Genomic DNA, 16012 nt, shown 5'->3' with positions numbered 1-16012 from the left:
ATTCAATTTGGTCGAGAATCGGTGGAGGTCGGCATGCGCGGGACATTCGAGGATCAAGGCGGGCTGTTTTCATATATCTCGCCGGATGCGCGGGTGCCCCAGAACCATCCGCTGAGGAAAGTCCGGGCGCTAGTCCGTGATGTGCTGGGCGAGATGAGCCGCAGCTTTTCCAGCCTCTATGCGAAAGAAGGTCGTCCGTCGATCCCGCCTGAGCAATTGCTCAGCGCGCTGCTGCTGCAGGTGTTCTATGGCATCCGCTCGGAACGCCAACTGATGGAGCAACTGGACTACAATCTATTGTATCGCTGGTTCGTGGGGCTGTCGCCGGACGACCGGGTCTGGAACCCGACCACCTTCACGAAGAACCGCGAGCGACTGCAGAACGGCGACGTGTTCACGAAGTTCATGACCAGGCTTCTGAACCTCGCCGAGGTCAAGGCGCTGTTGTCGGACGAGCATTTCTCGGTGGACGGCACGCTGATCGAAGCCTGGGCTTCCCACAAGAGCTTCCGCCCCAAGGACGGCAGTGACGGCGACGACGGCACCAACTTCCATGGCCAGACCCGCAAGAACGACACCCATGCCTCCACCAGCGATCCCGACAGCCGGCTCTACCGCAAGGCCACCGGCCGCGAGGCCAGGCTCTGCTACATGGGCCATGCCACCATGGAGAACCGCAATGGTCTGGCGGTCGCCGGGATGGTGACGCATGCCAGCGGCACCGCCGAGCGTCGCGCCGCGGAGAAGATGCTCAAGGCCAAGGCCAAACAGGCCGGCCGGCGCATCACCGCCGGCGCGGACAAGGCCTATGACACCGCCGATCATGTCGCCAATCTGCGCGCCATCGAGGTGACGCCGCATGTGACGCAGAACAATACAATCGGCAAGACCGGCCGCAGCCGTCGCAGCGCGATCGACGAGCGAACCACCCGCCACGAGGGCTATGGTATGTCGCAGACACGGCGCCCGATGATCGAATGCATCTTCGGATGGGGCAAGCAACACGGCACGATGCGCAAGACCAAACATCGCGGCATCGGCGCTGTCGCCGCCGACTTCATGCTCAACCTAATCGCCTACAACCTGATCCCCATTCCAAAACTGCTCGCCGCATAGCCTCCACGCCGTCCAGGCGACGACGCGCGACGCCCGATCAGCTAACTACACCAGCATCGCGCCTGTCCGCTGGCAAGAAAATAGTCGGATTTTGGGTTTTTCAGCGGACTGCTAGACACGACAAAGCGATATGCTTGCGCTGGCTCGGGCGACGTTCTTGGCCCTACCAACGCTAATACCACCTTTGAGAACGCTAATGGGCCGATCGGGATGAAGTCTCTATCGGAGTTCATCTCGACCGCGCATGCGCGCAAGCAGTTCTATAGACTGCGGCAACAAGCTTCTTAAAAGCAAAACTCATAACGCAGTTAGATCGCGCTTGCCCGCTACGGCCTATTTGCGAATATGTTCAGCGATTTCAAGCCTCGTGACAGGCTTGCGAGCCAAACAACGCAGATCAGAACGGACTTCGATTGGCCGGGCTGCGAAACATGACGCAACGAGCACTGCGGCATTAACGGTAGCGACTTCGTTCCGCTGGTCACAATTGCTTACCATTTGTAACACCTCATGTCCAGAAGCGCTTTGCATGCGCGAATTTGCGCGCGGCTTTGGCTGCCGCCTTCAGGAGAGGTTCGATTTCAGTTTGTTCGCGACCGAAGGCTGCACCGGCTGAAAGCGTGCGCGCGCGCCGTTTCGTGCGCTCGCTACCGACGGCGATTTTAGGAGCCAATTTCTGACGTACGACGATGTCGTTGAGAACTCCGAGGCAATCCTGCAAGTCTTTAAGGCGATCTTTGAAGCCGGACAGATGCGCGTTCATCTTGCGCCCAGAAAACAGGCTGTAGAAAAAGTCAGTGGAATAGCGCAGCTTCTTGATCGCGATTCGCAGCTTGTGGCGCTGGTGCGGGTCAAGTTGTTCAAACTCATTCGCCTTTTTCATCGCCTTCTTGCTACGTCGTGTGAGGACATCCTTGGCAAACTGCTCAATGCGCGGATGGCCCGACGCGATCGAAGGCTGTTTAGCCCAATCACCAGCCTCAATCCATTGCAATGCATCGAGCAGGAGACAACGGTAACGGGTGGAATTGACGGCATCCTTAGCCTTTGCAAAGGCGTTGGTACGCTGGACCGCGAGTTCGGCTGAGAACTCTTTCAGAGCACGCTTCGCTGGCGCCGCCTTGCGCAACTGTTTGATCTTGGTTCCCATTACATCAAGGTCGCGCGCCGGACCGAGCTTGCCGGTCAGCCATTTGAGCTCGCCTTTAATCCGTTCTGTCTGCTTGTCGCCGAGAAATTCTGAGAACACCGAGATGGCAGCACGAAGCCGGCGTAAGCCGACGCGCATCTGATGCAAGCCTTTGGGATCCGACTCCCTTACTGCTGGCTCGTTTGCGGCCAGTTGCCGCAAGATAGACCGCCCGATGATGCGAAATGCATCGACCGTGCTTATGCCGCGCTGGAGTATAATATTTTGGCCTTGGACAGCCAGTTCGGTTTTGGCCGCAGTGAGATCGTAGCCTCGCTCGGATTTGCTTTTAAGCGCCAATTTGGCAGGCACAAGTCCCCCGATTACTCGGGCCAGCTTGAACAAGTCGGCAGGATTGCCGCCCTTGAGCTCAAGCTCGACTTCGGTGATGGGCGCCCACTTCTGCCCCGCGCGCACTTGACCCTCGTCGAGTGCCATTTCGATGCGGCTCCCGCCTTTGCGGAAAGGCACAGTCCTGCGAAGTATGCGCGTTTCGAAAATTGGCATGAGCTGTCGTTTAAGTCTCTTTGTTAGCATAGGCGCCAGCGCGGTTCCACGCGCAGCGCGAAAATCAAGCTCGTCGCTGTCAATCTTGTGGTTCCACTCGCTACGGCTGAACGGGACATCGGTCGCCGCGGTCTTAATCGTCTGAACACGTTTGTCTCCGCTTTGCCTCACGCGCAGCGAGACGCCCTTTGTTCTGAGCTCGTGCTTGTCGGTGTCGAAGTAGATCGACACGAGATATTCTTCCTTTGCCGGCATGCCATCGCGTCGACGCAGAGTGCGCGCGGTTTTAAGCTTCCTCAAATCGCTTGGAGAAACCTCAAACTTCAATTCAGTTTCGGTTCCCATCGCGCTATCTGAACCATCCGTTTTTGCCGGCAACGAAATTGCGTGGAAGAAAGCATTTTTCGATCAAAACTGAAAACGAACGGTGGCGCCGGCTGCCTTCAACCGATCGCGCGGCCCTTCGAGTTCCGATTGCTCAAAACCGTTAGAGGCGAGTATCGCGATTTTTTTGCCAGAGAGCTGCATAGCTTGCTTCGTGTTCTGAAACACCCTCTCTTGCTAACGGGCGCGGCGCGCGGATGTTCCTAGGCCGTCAAGCTAATGAGCAGAGCGTGCGCCAACGTCGATCGTAGCTTCGCCTTCTAGCGAGGTTGGACTTTCTCGCATCCCTCTACGAGATCAACCATGTGAGCGGCAGCATGAATCGTCAAAGGATGTTGAGTAAAGCCTTGATGCTGCAGACAATCAGTTACAGCGAGCATCGGTTCCCCCTGAGATCGTTCAGCACTCGATCTGGCTCTATCTCCGATTCACCCTGAGTTTTCGCGACGTCGAAGATTTGTTGGCGGAGCGCGGCATCACGGTATCCTACGAGACGATTCAGTGCTGGGTGAACCATTTCGGAGCGATGATCGCAGCGGTTGCGCAAACGCCGGGCCAAGCCTCACACAACCTGGCATCTGGACGAAAGTCTATCTGAAAATCGATGGCCGCATGGTCTACCTTTGGCGACCCGAACAGCACGACCCGCCCGATCCAGGATGCGATGGCGCCCTGCACGGCGGCGTAGGCCTGCGGTCCTGTTGCCGCCGCGGCGGTCAAACAGTGGTCGCTAACGAGCTGGGGAAAACTCGTGAAGATCGGCGCCAAAGTGGTGCGCCATGGCCGCTACGTCATCTCTCAGATGGCCGAGGTGGCGGTGTCGGAGGAATTTCCAGGAAATCTTGCGGCTGATCGCGGGACTGCGACCAAGACCGGCTCCAGCGTAGGGACTGAAGGCGTCGGATGCGTCATCACGACGGGAGGAGTGTGTCTTAATGACGAGGAAAAGAACCAAATCGGCTTCTCGGGAATGGTCCGGGCCGCGGCCACGCCCGAAGCCGTGCGGACGCCGCCTTATGGCTTCTGTGTACCCCAGCAGAATGCTAGACTAGCGTTCGTCAGCATCGGGTGGGGGTTACCTAGCAGTGATACGGTAAATCCTTTGCCAATCAAGTGAGGCCGTCTATGCCACACATCCGAACCGGCAATCAGCCCGTAACTCAGATCACGGTCATCGAGTCCGAGCCGGGGAAGCAGGCGAGGCGCTGTCATTGATGACTGAGCGAGCTCGCTTCATGGCGCGCCAGCCGGGGTTTTTCTCTATCAGCCTACATCGCAGCCTCGACGGGCGCCGCATCGTCAACTACCTCCAATGGCAGAGTCGCGATCTCTTGCAGTCGGCTCACAAATCGCCGGAATTTCGCAAGGAGTGCGTCAGTTCGATCAGGTAGCGGAAGGGATCGATCCCCATCTGTTCGAGGTTGCCCACGTCATGGATAGCGGCGATTAGACATGCCGTTTACGTGACCTGAAACCGTACGGTCGAGACAGCCCCGGCGTGGTTTGACTAATTTGAGGTTCGACGGCCATGAACGATCGCACCGTTACCGTTTTCGGCGGAACCGGGTTTCTCGGCCGCCGCGTCGTTCGGCATCTCCGTAAGCACGGGTTTTCCGCTCAGATTGCATCAAGGCATCCGGATCGAGGGCACAGGCTGTTCGGTCTTGATCCGCAAATTCAATCGGTCGAGGCCAACATTCATGACGAGCGGTCAGTCGCTGATGCACTTGCGGGCGCTTTCGGTGTGGTAAATGCAGTCAGTGTTTACGTCGAGCACGGACATGAGACGTTTCATTCCGTGCATGTCGAATCTGCCGAACGGGTAGCAGCTCAAGCACACCGAGCCGGAGTCGAGCGGCTCGCCCACGTTTCAGGAAACGACAATGCGTTCCGCATTCCTTTTGCCTCGCTCGAAGAGACCAGCCAGCTTAAGCGTGTTTCGAATCACCGAATGGACTGAATACCAATTCTCGATGTGAAAGAAATTGATGCCTTGGCCGAACACTTGCGCTTCGTGGGCAGTCTCGATTCCTAATCGCTGCTTCGCATGCACGCGTCCGAGACGTTGCTCCAGCTTCGCTAGTATGTCCTCATGCATTCAGCAACTTCCTTCGAAATCTGCCCGTCTTCGACAATCGCTTTCTGGCCCAGCGCGGCATTCAAAAAACGGCGCGTCTTAGCTCGCTGGTTTTGGTCCTGCCTTCATGGCAACGATCATGATGAGGATCGCGAAGGCTGAAAAGGCCACGCCGGCGAGAAACGTTGCCGTCGGGCCGAAGGTTTGCCACAGCCAGCCAGCAAGGACGCTCGCGATCAGCAGCCCGCCGGCGGTTACCAGATTAAACAGGCCGAAGGCCGTGCCTCGCAAGTCTTCAGGAGCGGTATCAGCCACGAGTGCCGACAACAGCCCCTGCGACAATCCCAAATAAAGACCCCAGAGGCCAACGCCTGCGAACACGCCCCCGAGCCCGGGAATAAAGGCCAGCGTTAGATCGGCGACGACCAGCGCCACCAGCCCGCAAAGAAGCAGCTTCATCCGTCCCATCTTGTCCGAGAGAATTCCGGCCGGCGTCGCCATCAAAGCGTAGATCAGGTTCATCCATACGAACACCAGCGGGATCAGCGCTAACCCAAGTCCTTCGGCCTGCGCCTTCAGCACGAGAAAGGCTTGGCTGAAGCGCGCCAAAGTGAACGCCAAACCAATTGCAACGACCATCCAAAAGGCCGGGGAAAGGCGCTTGAGTTCGTCCCGGCGGATCGGCCAGCCGCGGGTTGCAGTTCGCTTGACACCATCAGGCTCTTGCACTCCCACCACGACCAGAAGCACAGCAAGAGCCGCCGGCACCACCGCCCACCAGAACACGGCGCGGAAGTCGTTGGCATAGAGCGCCATCAGGGCCATCGCCAGCAACGGACCCACAAGACCTCCGACAGTATCCAACGCCTGACGGATGCCGTAGGCGGCGCCACGGATCTCGATCGGCGTAATGTCGGCCACGAGCGCATCGCGGGGAGCGTCCCGGATGCCCTTGCCGATACGATCGACGAAGCGCGCAGCCAGAACTTCCCATGCCGTTCCCGCGAGCGGGAACACCGGCTTGGTGACGGCAGCCAGTCCGTAGCCGATGCCGACCAGGAGCTTGCGTTTGCCAATTCGGTCGGAAAGGACACCGGAAAAAACCTTGGCAACGGCTGCCGTCGCCTCGGCAGCACCCTCGATCAACCCGACGGTCACCGCGCTGGCACCCATCACCGTCACGAGGAAAACCGGCAGCAAGCTATGAATGAGCTCGGAGGAGACGTCCATTAACAAGGAGACGAAGCCGAGCGCCCAAACGCTCGTCGGCACGTCGCGCCACGTTACAGCCAGAACCCGGCGGATTTCGAAATTCATGAGGAAAACTAGCAGGCTTCCGGATAGCAAACTTGCGCCAAATCAAGCATCGGCTGAATGTCCAATCTTCCTGCGGATTACCGCCCGATAGGGTTCAGAGGTCTTGCCCAACAAAGGCCGATTGTAGACTTATTTCGAATTGATTGTCTATTGTTTGGTGTGACGGAGTGGCCGCGAGGAGAATTGTAAGGCGATTCCGATCGCGGCGGCGGCGCGCTATGGCTCGGTGGCAAGCGTAAGCGCGAGTGCGGCGAGCAAGGGGAAGTTATCGTGAGCGGTCTAAATCCCAACCCCGCAAAACTGGTCACCCACCAATTAGGAGAAAGCCAGCCTTAAGAATTTTGCTCAGGAAGTGCGGTGTTGATGATGGCCGGGGTTCAAATCCCCCGGCCACTATCCTCATATTACTTGAGGGCGGAAAACCAAGTGTCTATGTCTTTGCGTGCTTGATCCTTCGCAAAACCATATCTCTGTTGCAGCCGACCTTCTAGCTGGTCGCGCTTCCCGTTGATTGCGGTGAGATCATCGTCAGTGAGCTTGCCCCACTTTTCCTTCACCTTGCCTTGGAACTCTTTCCAATTTCCTTCCACTCGATTCCAGTCCATCATGGATCTCCCAGATTTGAGATGAAATTATGCCACTTACGAAAGGTCTGCCGGTTATTATCGCGGAGACCACATATGTTTTTTTCGATTAGTTGTATTTAAACTCAGTCATTGCCTTTAGCTGATCCTTGGTGGCGTCGATAACTGCGTGATCCGGGTACCACTGCTCAGTCGCGGTGCGGACGGGGCGCACGTTTGTTGTGGCAGCGCCGGTCGTTGTCCTCGCGTTGTTATCAACATTTGTTGCTGGTGCAGTGGTTGTGGGAGCGTTCGCCGCCGTTGTTGATGGAACGGCTTCATTGACGAATTTGAGCTTGTCAAAGTTTACTGCAACCTTACGTTCTCCCATTCCAAGAAAACCACCAACTCCAAGAATTGCAGCCTGAATCTTTCCGTTCTGATCGGTCAACAATTCCTCGATATCACCCAGCTTCTCATTATTTTGATTATAGACGTCAAGGCCAATCATCTTATAAACCCGCCACTGACCTTTGTAAGCCTGATCCAAGGCGATCGCGTTATTGTCTGCCCTAACAGCCGGCACCGGGGTCTGCGCCAAAGCCGTTCCAGCCATCATAGCGGTCGCGATAACTCCAACGACAAAATATTCCTTAATCATGAGATCGCTCCATTTAGTTGCCTAATCAGAATTCTGAAAAGGGCCAGCTTCAGGCTCGCAAGGGTACATTCCCTCAATCGAGACGGTAGGATCGGGATAAACTGTAAGCTGCTCACCTCCCTACTCGCCCCAGCTGAAATGGTTCCTAGACGAAAGACATAAATATTCTCAAGATCGCCATCGATGCGTCGTCGCCCGTGTATCAATCCCAACGCGAGGCGACGTAACCGGAATTTGACCTGTTTCAAGCTGGCGCTCTGTCGATGATCTGGTCAAGGCGATGGGAATGAGCGGCGTCTCCAAAAGTCAAGTGTCGCGTCTGTGCGAAGAAATCGATGAGCGCGTCAACGCCTTCCTGGAGCGGCCGATCGAAGGCGACTGGCCGTATCTGTGGATCGACGCCAAGTATGTGAAGGTTCGCCAGAACGGCCGCATCGTCCCGGTGGCGGCAATCATTGCAGTCGGCGTCAACAATGACGGGCGGCGCGAGATTCTCGGCATGGACATCGGGCCCTCCGAGGCCGAGACGTTCTGGACCGCGTTCGTGCGCAAGCTCGCCCGCCGCGGATTGCGCGGCGTAAAGCTGGTGATCTCCGACGCCCATGAGGGCATCAAGGCCACGGTCTCGAAGGTGCTGACCGCCAGTTGGCAGCGTTGTCGCGTCCACTTCATGCGCAATGCGCTGGCCCATGCCGGCAAGAGCGGGCGGCGCGTGGTATCCGCCTTCATCGCCACCGCCTTTGCCCAGGACGACGCCGAAGCCGCCCGAGTGCAATGGCGCAAGGTCGCCGATCAATTGCAGCCGACAATCCCGAAGCTGGTCAGGCTGATGCACGAGGCCGAGCCCGACGTGCTGGCCTTCATGAGCTTTCCGGCGACGCATCGCGCCAAGCTGCACTCGACCAATCCGATCGAGCGTCTTAATGGCGAGATCAAGCGCCGCACCGAGGTCGTCGGCATCTTCCCCAATGAGGCCGCCATCCGACGTCTCGTCGGCGCCATCCTGCTCGAACAAAACGACGAATGGGCCGTCCAGCGTGCCGCTACATGACGCTGGAAACTATCGCGCCCATCAGCGATAACCCAATCGTTGGGCTGCCCGCAGTGGCAACCTGACCGGCCCGGCCAAGCCGGCAGTCGTGATGGCCATTAAGAAGCTACACCACGCGTTGGGACACGATCACTGCCGAAGCTGAAGGTCCTGTTCACGACCGGGTTCAGTCGCAACGCGGTCATTCACAACGGCGTGCTGGATCAGGACGTGAGTTTCATATCCAAGCCTTTCACCATCGAGCAGATCGCCTCCAAGGCGCGAGCTGTTCTTGACGGTGCTTAAAGCATTGGCGGCTTGGCCCCGTCGCCTGGATCCATTGCCGCCTGCTTAACTTGTAGCTGCACTGCCGGATGCCCATCGCCCAAGGCATCCGATGGAATAACGGCCTCAGCGTATATCCCTCGCTGAGGTCGTTTCTTTTGGACGATGGCGTCGCGATCAGGCCTAAGTCTCGATGATAACCTTTAGGGCTTTGGTCTTGGCAGCGTTGCCGAAAGTCTCGTATGCGTCGAGAATATTATCGAGCTTGAAACGATGCGTGATGAGACGCTTGGGATCAATCTTGTGAGCGCCAACAGTTTTGAATAGCATCGGTATAGTGACTGTGTCGACCAGCCGTGTCGTGATCGAGATATTGCGGTCCCACAAATCCTCGAGATGGAGATCGACCTTCTTTCCATGCACCCCGATATTGGCGACAGTGCCTCCTGGCGCGACCAGTTTTTGGCAAAGTTCGAAGGTGACCGGAATGCCGACCGCCTCTATGGCGGTATCGACGCCGCGCTTGCCGGTCATCGTCATGACCGCCTCCAATGCCTTCCCATCGGTGCTGTTGATGGTTGCCGTAGCGCCGAAGCGCCTGGCTACTTCAAGGCGGTTGTCGTCAAGATCAATCATAATGATCTCGGCCGGCGAATAGAATTGGGCGGTGAGGAGTGCTGCGAGCCCAATCGGGCCCGCACCGACGATCGCCACGGTATTTCCCGGCGCAACCTTGCCGTTGAGCACGCCGCACTCAAAGCCAGTGGGCAGGATGTCGCTCAGCATCACCAGTGCCTCTTCATCCGCGCTGGCGGGAATCGGATAGAGGCTTGTATCGGCGTAGGGAATGCGGACGAACTCGGCTTGCGTGCCGTCGATGGTGTTGCCGAGGATCCAGCCGCCGGTCGTGCAGTGGGAGTACATCTGCCTGCGGCAATATTCGCACTTACCACAGGCACTGACGCAGGAGATCAGAACGCGATCGCCCACTTTGAATGCTGCCACCGCCGCCCCCACCTGCTCAACGATGCCAACTCCCTCATGGCCGAGAATGCGGCCAGGCTGGCAAGTCGGGACGTCGCCCTTGAGAATATGCAGGTCAGTGCCGCAAATCGTCGTTTTGGTAACCCTGACGATTGCGTCGGTGGACGCGGTGATTTCCGGTTTGGGCCGTTCTTCGAGAGCCTTTTTTCCCGGCCCCAGATAAACGAACGCTTTCATCGTCCCTGTTGTTGGAGTGCGCGTAGCTAGTTTTGGCGGCGTAATGATATTCATGGCCGGGGACCTTTCAGATTGACGGACTCGACCATAGCTACTGGCCGATCTGGCGCAGCAACCCCCGGCCGCCCTCGGCGGAAAATTTCAGAAACTACTGCTAGGGAATCCGAGACCCATTGCAGCTTGTGCATGGCATCCTTCAGCTTTGCAGACAGCGTTTGGACGCCGCCATTGTTTTCCAATGCTTTAGCGTTTTAATAGTTCCATTGCCGGCTCGACCAAGTCTAACGACCGCCGATGTCCGAGAAGGGTCATTCGCGTCGTTTTGAACGTTGCCCGATGACTTCTGGTTTTCCTCCCGAAACGGACATCGTCAGACCGGCCCGGTTGGTCCGTTTAGTGCCAACAACGGAAGTAACCAAATCTCGGGCCGGTCGCACACTCTGGACAACATGAGAGGCCGACATAAGACGAAGCGGCACGAGCGGAATCGTGTAAGTCGAAATACTGCTTTTGATCCAATATCGGTATTTATTTCTCAATTGTTTGTATAGGCCAGATTTGGTTTTGGGATTGAGTGCAGGCTAGACTAGCATAACCGGGAGCCCTCCCGGCTCTGCCGGAGAGGCAGTATAAGTTTGACATTTGCGGCGGTCGCCCATCACCGAACCTCTGATCGTGAGCCACCATGCACACGAAAGGAAGTTTGACGATTGGCAATCGCGAGACCTTAACCCCATCAAATGGCGATGCGATTATCAAGAGGCATCTGTCCTCCGAAGTGGCGCGGAAAAAATTGTAAGTAAGGTCGGGTGGCGCGGGCGGGAGTATTTCGTGCGCCGACCAAATAGATAGAGCTTCGGATCCAGCGTGGCCGCTTCGGCGGCCCAATTCCTAAAGCCCCCGGCTTTGCCGGGGATACTTACTTGGAAATGGTCTCGACACCATCCAGATAGATGGACAATGCACCCACCCACTTGCGCGACGCATCGGAATCGGCGCTCTCGGCTGCCTGTTCAATTGATCTGCCGATGTCGGTAATGGTCTGGAATCCAAACATGCCCCCGGAGCCCATCATCTGGTGTCCCAGAATCGTCACGGTCTCGAAGTCAACGCGATCCAGGGCGTCCAGCATCACGATGACATGCTGCTTGCAGTTCCGCAGATACGCAGGGATCCGGATTGCGGATTTAGATTTAGCACTCAAACGGATCAGGTCCATCCAGTTGCTTTCGTCTTTCGACGACGAAGGTGCGACCAGGGAGTGCTCCCTGATCGCCTGCAGCAGCACTTCTTGTTTGATGGGCTTCGTCAAAAAAGCCGTGCATCCCGCCGCCAAACACATTTCCCGATCGCCCTTCAGGGCAGAGGCCGTCAGTGCAACGATCGGCGTGGGCGGCCGATGGTTCGCCTGCTCCCACGCCTGAATCGTCCGCGTCGCGGTCAAGCCATCCATCACCGGCATTTGCCGGTCCATCAGGATTAGATCGTAGCGTCCGAGTTCAAACATTTTGCAGGCGATGGCACCGGTCTCGGCGATCTCGACATGGTACGGCGTGTCCTCCAGATAGGCCAACGTGATTATGCAGTTGTCGGGAGAGTCCTCCGCCAGGAGAATTCGCAGCGCCGGCAGCGGCTGTTCGGGATCCGCTCCAACCGGAACGGCCGCCGGTCGATTGACCGTAGCGGAGATCTCGAAGGGTACCGCGAAAGCAAACACGCTGCCTTTCCCGACTTCGCTTTCGACCCAGATGTCCTGCTCCGGCGAGAGAGCGGTCTTCGCCAGCAGGTCCGAGATTCCCATGATCGCATTCATCGGCGTTCGGATCTCATGGCTCATGCTCGCCAGAAAATCCGATTTGGTCCGGCTCGCGCTCTCGGCGGCGGCCTTGGCCTGCTGCAATTCCGCCTCCACCCGCTTGCGTTCGGTGACGTCGCGCGCCGCGGCGAAGACGCCCTGCAGGGTGCGGTTCCGATCGTAAAACGTGGTTGCATTGTAGGACACCACCGTCTGCTTGCCGTCACGGGCGCGCGCCGTCAGCTCGTATTCGGTGACCGACTTTTCGCTCAGCACCCGATTGATCGCCGCCTCGGCGCGCTCCGGATCGGTGAAATACCCCTTGAACGGCGCGCCGATCAGCTCGTCGCGCGTGCAGCCGGTAAGCGCCTCCATCTGCTTGTTGACGTCGGTGATGATGCCGGACGGATCGGTGGTCATCAGTGCGTCGATATTGGATTCGATCAGCGAGCGTGTGTAGAATTGCTGGTCGCGCAGGCGTTGATCGGACTTCTTTTGCTCTTCCTCGACCAGTTTGCGCGCGGTGTTGTCGGTGCCGATTAGCAGATACCCAATGATGGTCGCTTGCGCGTCGCGAAGTGCGGTGACCGACACCACGGCCGGGAATCGGCTTCCATCCTTGCGGATATAGGTCAATTCGTAGATGTCCTCGATCCCGCGCGAGGCCTTGAACACCAGGGCCTCGAAGCCCGGCGTGATCGGGGTTGCGAGCTCGACGCTCAGCGCCTTGGCGCGCGCGATCAGTTCCTGCGGATCGGAAATGTCAGCCGGCGTAATCTTGTTCATCACGTCGGCTGCCGCATAACCGAGCATCCGCTCGGCGCCGACATTGAAGATCTGAATGACGCCCTTGGCGTCGGTGGCGATGCTGGAGAAGTTGGCGCTGTTGAAAATAGCGCTCTGCAGGGCTCCCGCCTTGAGTTCGGTGCCGATCAAGAGGTAACCAATGATGACGTCCTGCGCGTCGCGCAGTGCTGTAATGGAAACCACCGCCGGGAATCGGCTGCCATCCTTGCGGATGTAGGTCAGCTCGTAGATATCATCGATCCCGCGCGAGACCTTGAACACCAGGGCCTCGAAGCCCGGCATGATCGGGGTTCCGAGTTCGACGCTCAGCGCCTTGGCGCGGGCGATCAGTTCCTGCGGATCGGAAATGTCGGCCGGCGTGATCTTGTTCATGACCTCGGCGGCGGCATAGCCGAGCATCCGCTCGGCGCCGACGTTGAATATCTGAATGACGCCCTTGGCGTCGGTGGCGATGCTGGAGAAGTTGGCGCTATTGAAGATTGCGCTCTGCAGGGTTCCCGCCTGGAGCAGCGCTTCTTCCGCAAGTTTGCGCGCGATGTTGTCGGTGCCAATGAGCAGATAGCCGATGATAACGTCCTGCGCGTCGCGCAGCGCCGTGACCGACACCACGGCCGGGAATCGGCTTCCATCCTTGCGGATATAGGTCAATTCGTAGATGTCCTCGATCCCGCGCGAGGCCTTGAACACCAGGGGCCTCGAAGCCCGGCGTGATCGGGGTTGCGAGCTCGACGCTGAGCGCCTTGGCGCGGGCGATCAGTTCCTGCGGATCAGAAATGTCGGCCGGCGTAATCTTGTTCATCACGTCGGCGGCGGCATAGCCGAGCATCCGCTCGGCGCCGACGTTGAAGATCTGGATGACGCCCTTGGCGTCGGTGGCGATGCTGGAGAAGTTCGCACTGTTGAAGATCGCGCTCTGCAGCGCGCCAATCCGCGCCGTCTCGTCTTTTCTATTGAACACGGTATCCCCCCAGCGACTCCCGCACTTAGCTGATCGATTGCGCGAGAGCCGCGGATATCGAAGCTCTTCTTCCCGGGGATCACGCCGCTCCGAGCGCTATCCGAGCCAATGCATATTCGCGCCAGGGCGAAAAGTTCCGTCGGTTCTGTAATCTTTTAAGAAAAGTTTTTTTTCGGAAACGCTTGACCCTCCGTGCCAATGATCATGAGACATCTGAGTCCGAAGAGTTTAGCCTCGGGGCGTAGGACAGAGATCACATGGTTATGCCAAGCAAAGACACGAAGTTGGGTGGTGCAGCAGGGTTTGGCGCGGCGGAAGGCCGGAGGCCGACCGCCGTGCCAAACCCTGCGGCGGCAACTCCTGAACTGTTGGATCGGGCGCGCCGTCGAACGTTCACCGGGCAGTACAAGCTGCAGGTTCTGGCGGAGATCGATCGCGCTCCCGCTGGCGGCACCGGCACAATCCTGCGCCGGGAAGGTCTGTACTCGTCAACTTTGAGCGAATGGCGCCGGCTGCGCGACGCTGGCGCGCTCGGTGCAAAGACGTCGATCAAACGAGGACCCAAACCCGCGCTGCGCAATCCGATGGCAGCGGAACTAGCGCAGGCCAAACGGGAGAATGCGCGGCTCTTGCGCAGGCTGGAGCACGCCGAGACGATCATCTCGATCCAAAAAAATAGTGGCAGCCTTGTTGGGCCTCCCGCTGGCGACAGCCGACGACGACGCATCACGATTGATGCCGTCATCGCGCTGGCGCCAACACCTGGTCTCACCGCCAGTGCGTGCGCTGCGCTGAACGTGTCGCGCGCCAGTGTTTATCGTCAGCGCACGCGTTTGGCGGGGCCGCTGAACAAGAGTGATCAAAATGACGCTCGAGGTCTTGCCGAACTGGTACGGGTCGGTTGGTATCGAGAAGTAAAAGTTAAAAGCGAGGAAAGTCAAAGGTCCGCGCGATACTCGTCGCGCGATCCTGACTCGTATGCATGCGCCGGGACATTGAGAACCAAGTCCGCAGTCTGATCAAGGAATATGGATTGCTATTCCCTCGCGCCATCGGCCAACAGTTCCGCAATCAGGTCAGCGAGATACTCGGCAAAGATCACCAGCTTCTCAGCGTGACCGCGCCGCTCCTGTCGATTTATGAGCATATCTGTCACCAGCAGAGCAAGTTTGACGACGAGGTCCGCCGATTGGCGATGTCGGACGAGACGACGCGGCACCTGATGACAGTTCCAGGCGTCGGAGTGGTGACGGCCCTCACGTTCCGCCATACGATCGACGATCCGTCCCGCTTCCGATCGGCCTCTACGGTCGGCGCCTATCTCGGCCTTACGCCTCGGCGCAACCAATCTGGAGAAACCGACACTAGCGGCAAGATATCGCGATGGGGCGACCGTCTTCTCCGATCCTACTTGTTCGAGGCGGCGACCGTTCTGCTCTATCGGACCAAAAAATGGTCCTCCCTCAAAGTCTGGGGAATGAAGCTCGCAAAGCGAATAGGTGTGAAGAAGGCAAAGACCGCCGTTGCCCGAAAGATTGTCGTCATCCTTCACTGCATTTGGGTCGATGGCACCTCGTTCGACTGGGGCCATGCCACACCGGCCTGAACGCATACTGAAGCTTTCCGGTCCGGTCCGCCGGGCTGGCGATGTCCCGCTGGGACGGTGGTCGCGGTGACCTCGGTCAATCGGCTGGTGGCAGCTCGTCCGCACTCCGCTGCACACGTTGAGGCACCCGCCCCGGACATCATCATGAGGCGCTTGGCGACCTCGGAAAGAACCATGACCCTGGCGATGGCATCAAAGCTACCGTGGTAAAATTTCTCCTACGGCAAAAGAAGATCCAACACCTACCGCTGTAGTAACGCCGGCCATTCTTGCCCCGTCTACACGGCCCCATCCAGATTCGACGGGGCGAGCGCTACGGCTTTGCTGAGGGCGGATGAAAGGGTGCTTGACAACAGATCGCAATTAAAGGGCCGATTGACACTCTGACGTTGTTTCAGCAACGCAGGTGGGCCAGAGTATATGCCGTCTGTGCGTCGGGCTTAATTAAATACCATGTCGTTTCGGCAACTCTTGGTGGTCGTTCGAATGATACGGC

Annotated in this window: 9 protein-coding genes and 6 pseudogenes; 7 read left to right on the top strand and 8 right to left on the bottom strand. The window is 58.0% G+C overall.

The window, feature by feature from the left end:
- Positions 1-33: 33 nt before the first annotated feature.
- Entirely contained in the window at positions 34-1116 is a 1083-nt protein-coding gene (locus FIU28_RS04865) for an IS5 family transposase (protein ID WP_143571915.1), read from the top strand.
- 508 nt (positions 1117-1624) lie between these two features.
- On the opposite strand, the gene FIU28_RS04860 is transcribed toward FIU28_RS04865, so the two are convergent.
- Entirely contained in the window at positions 1625-3157 is a 1533-nt protein-coding gene (locus tag FIU28_RS04860) for a CYTH and CHAD domain-containing protein (RefSeq protein WP_143571914.1), read from the bottom strand.
- Positions 3158-3235: 78 nt separating this feature from the next.
- Positions 3236-3340, bottom strand: a pseudogene (locus FIU28_RS26790) (protease); the annotation flags it as partial.
- Between the two features lie 209 nt (positions 3341-3549).
- On the opposite strand from FIU28_RS26790, the pseudogene FIU28_RS26785 reads away from it, so the two are divergent.
- The 4 genes and pseudogenes from FIU28_RS26785 to FIU28_RS04835 form a co-directional block, all read left to right on the top strand.
- Positions 3550-3826, top strand: a pseudogene (locus tag FIU28_RS26785) (IS6 family transposase); the annotation flags it as partial.
- A gap of 82 nt (positions 3827-3908) precedes the next feature.
- Positions 3909-4083, top strand: a pseudogene (locus FIU28_RS27425) (IS1380-like element ISCARN79 family transposase); the annotation flags it as partial.
- A gap of 210 nt (positions 4084-4293) precedes the next feature.
- Complete coding sequence (locus tag FIU28_RS27300) at positions 4294-4587, top strand: antibiotic biosynthesis monooxygenase family protein (protein ID WP_368039349.1); 294 nt, start codon at positions 4294-4296, stop codon at positions 4585-4587.
- Between the two features lie 137 nt (positions 4588-4724).
- The gene (locus FIU28_RS04835; protein WP_143571911.1) at positions 4725-5156 is read left to right on the top strand and encodes an NAD(P)H-binding protein; all 432 of its coding nucleotides are present in this window, start codon (positions 4725-4727) and stop codon (positions 5154-5156) included.
- 216 nt (positions 5157-5372) lie between these two features.
- On the opposite strand, the gene FIU28_RS04825 is transcribed toward FIU28_RS04835, so the two are convergent.
- The 3 genes from FIU28_RS04825 to FIU28_RS04815 all read right to left on the bottom strand — a co-directional run bounded on the left by FIU28_RS04825 (position 5373) and on the right by FIU28_RS04815 (position 7814).
- Positions 5373-6590, bottom strand: coding sequence for an MFS transporter (locus FIU28_RS04825; protein ID WP_143571910.1), 1218 nt, complete (start codon positions 6588-6590; stop codon positions 5373-5375).
- Between the two features lie 404 nt (positions 6591-6994).
- Positions 6995-7195, bottom strand: coding sequence for a CsbD family protein (locus tag FIU28_RS04820; RefSeq protein ID WP_143576035.1), 201 nt, complete (start codon positions 7193-7195; stop codon positions 6995-6997).
- 88 nt (positions 7196-7283) lie between these two features.
- The gene (locus tag FIU28_RS04815; RefSeq protein WP_143571909.1) at positions 7284-7814 is read right to left on the bottom strand and encodes a PRC-barrel domain-containing protein; all 531 of its coding nucleotides are present in this window, start codon (positions 7812-7814) and stop codon (positions 7284-7286) included.
- Positions 7815-8061: 247 nt separating this feature from the next.
- On the opposite strand from FIU28_RS04815, the pseudogene FIU28_RS04810 reads away from it, so the two are divergent.
- Positions 8062-8930, top strand: a pseudogene (locus FIU28_RS04810) (IS256 family transposase); the annotation flags it as partial.
- A gap of 382 nt (positions 8931-9312) precedes the next feature.
- On the opposite strand, the gene FIU28_RS04800 reads toward FIU28_RS04810, so the two are convergent.
- The 3 genes and pseudogenes from FIU28_RS04800 to FIU28_RS27295 form a co-directional block, all read right to left on the bottom strand.
- A complete protein-coding gene (locus tag FIU28_RS04800) occupies positions 9313-10350 on the bottom strand; it encodes a zinc-dependent alcohol dehydrogenase family protein (RefSeq protein ID WP_143576034.1) in 1038 nt (345 codons plus the stop codon).
- 919 nt (positions 10351-11269) lie between these two features.
- Positions 11270-13558: a PAS domain S-box protein gene (locus tag FIU28_RS04795; RefSeq protein WP_246660969.1), complete on the bottom strand. Its 2289-nt coding sequence runs from the start codon at positions 13556-13558 to the stop codon at positions 11270-11272.
- A 208-nt stretch (positions 13559-13766) separates the two neighbouring features.
- Positions 13767-13910: pseudogene (locus tag FIU28_RS27295) on the bottom strand (hypothetical protein); the annotation flags it as partial.
- 845 nt (positions 13911-14755) lie between these two features.
- Between FIU28_RS27295 and FIU28_RS04780 the strand changes: the two are divergent.
- Positions 14756-15516: pseudogene (locus tag FIU28_RS04780) on the top strand (IS110 family transposase); the annotation flags it as partial.
- Positions 15517-16012: the final 496 nt, after the last annotated feature.

Origin of the sequence: Tardiphaga sp. vice154, from assembly GCF_007018645.1 — a bacterium.
Classification (GTDB): Bacteria; Pseudomonadota; Alphaproteobacteria; order Rhizobiales; family Xanthobacteraceae; genus Tardiphaga.
Note: the sequence above shows the minus strand (reverse complement) of the source record. Positions and strands in the feature narration are given on the sequence as shown.

Excerpts from the sequence above, each read along its gene's own strand:
- FIU28_RS04865 (WP_143571915.1), top strand. The coding sequence starts at position 34 with ATGCGCGGGACATTCGAGGATCAAGGCGGGCTGTTTTCATATATCTCG.
- FIU28_RS04835 (WP_143571911.1), top strand. The coding sequence starts at position 4,725 with ATGAACGATCGCACCGTTACCGTTTTCGGCGGAACCGGGTTTCTCGGC.
- FIU28_RS04825 (WP_143571910.1), bottom strand. The coding sequence starts at position 6,590 with ATGAATTTCGAAATCCGCCGGGTTCTGGCTGTAACGTGGCGCGACGTG.
- FIU28_RS04820 (WP_143576035.1), bottom strand. The coding sequence starts at position 7,195 with ATGGACTGGAATCGAGTGGAAGGAAATTGGAAAGAGTTCCAAGGCAAG.
- FIU28_RS04860 (WP_143571914.1), bottom strand. The coding sequence starts at position 3,157 with ATGGGAACCGAAACTGAATTGAAGTTTGAGGTTTCTCCAAGCGATTTG.
- FIU28_RS04800 (WP_143576034.1), bottom strand. The coding sequence starts at position 10,350 with ATGAAAGCGTTCGTTTATCTGGGGCCGGGAAAAAAGGCTCTCGAAGAA.
- FIU28_RS04815 (WP_143571909.1), bottom strand. The coding sequence starts at position 7,814 with ATGATTAAGGAATATTTTGTCGTTGGAGTTATCGCGACCGCTATGATG.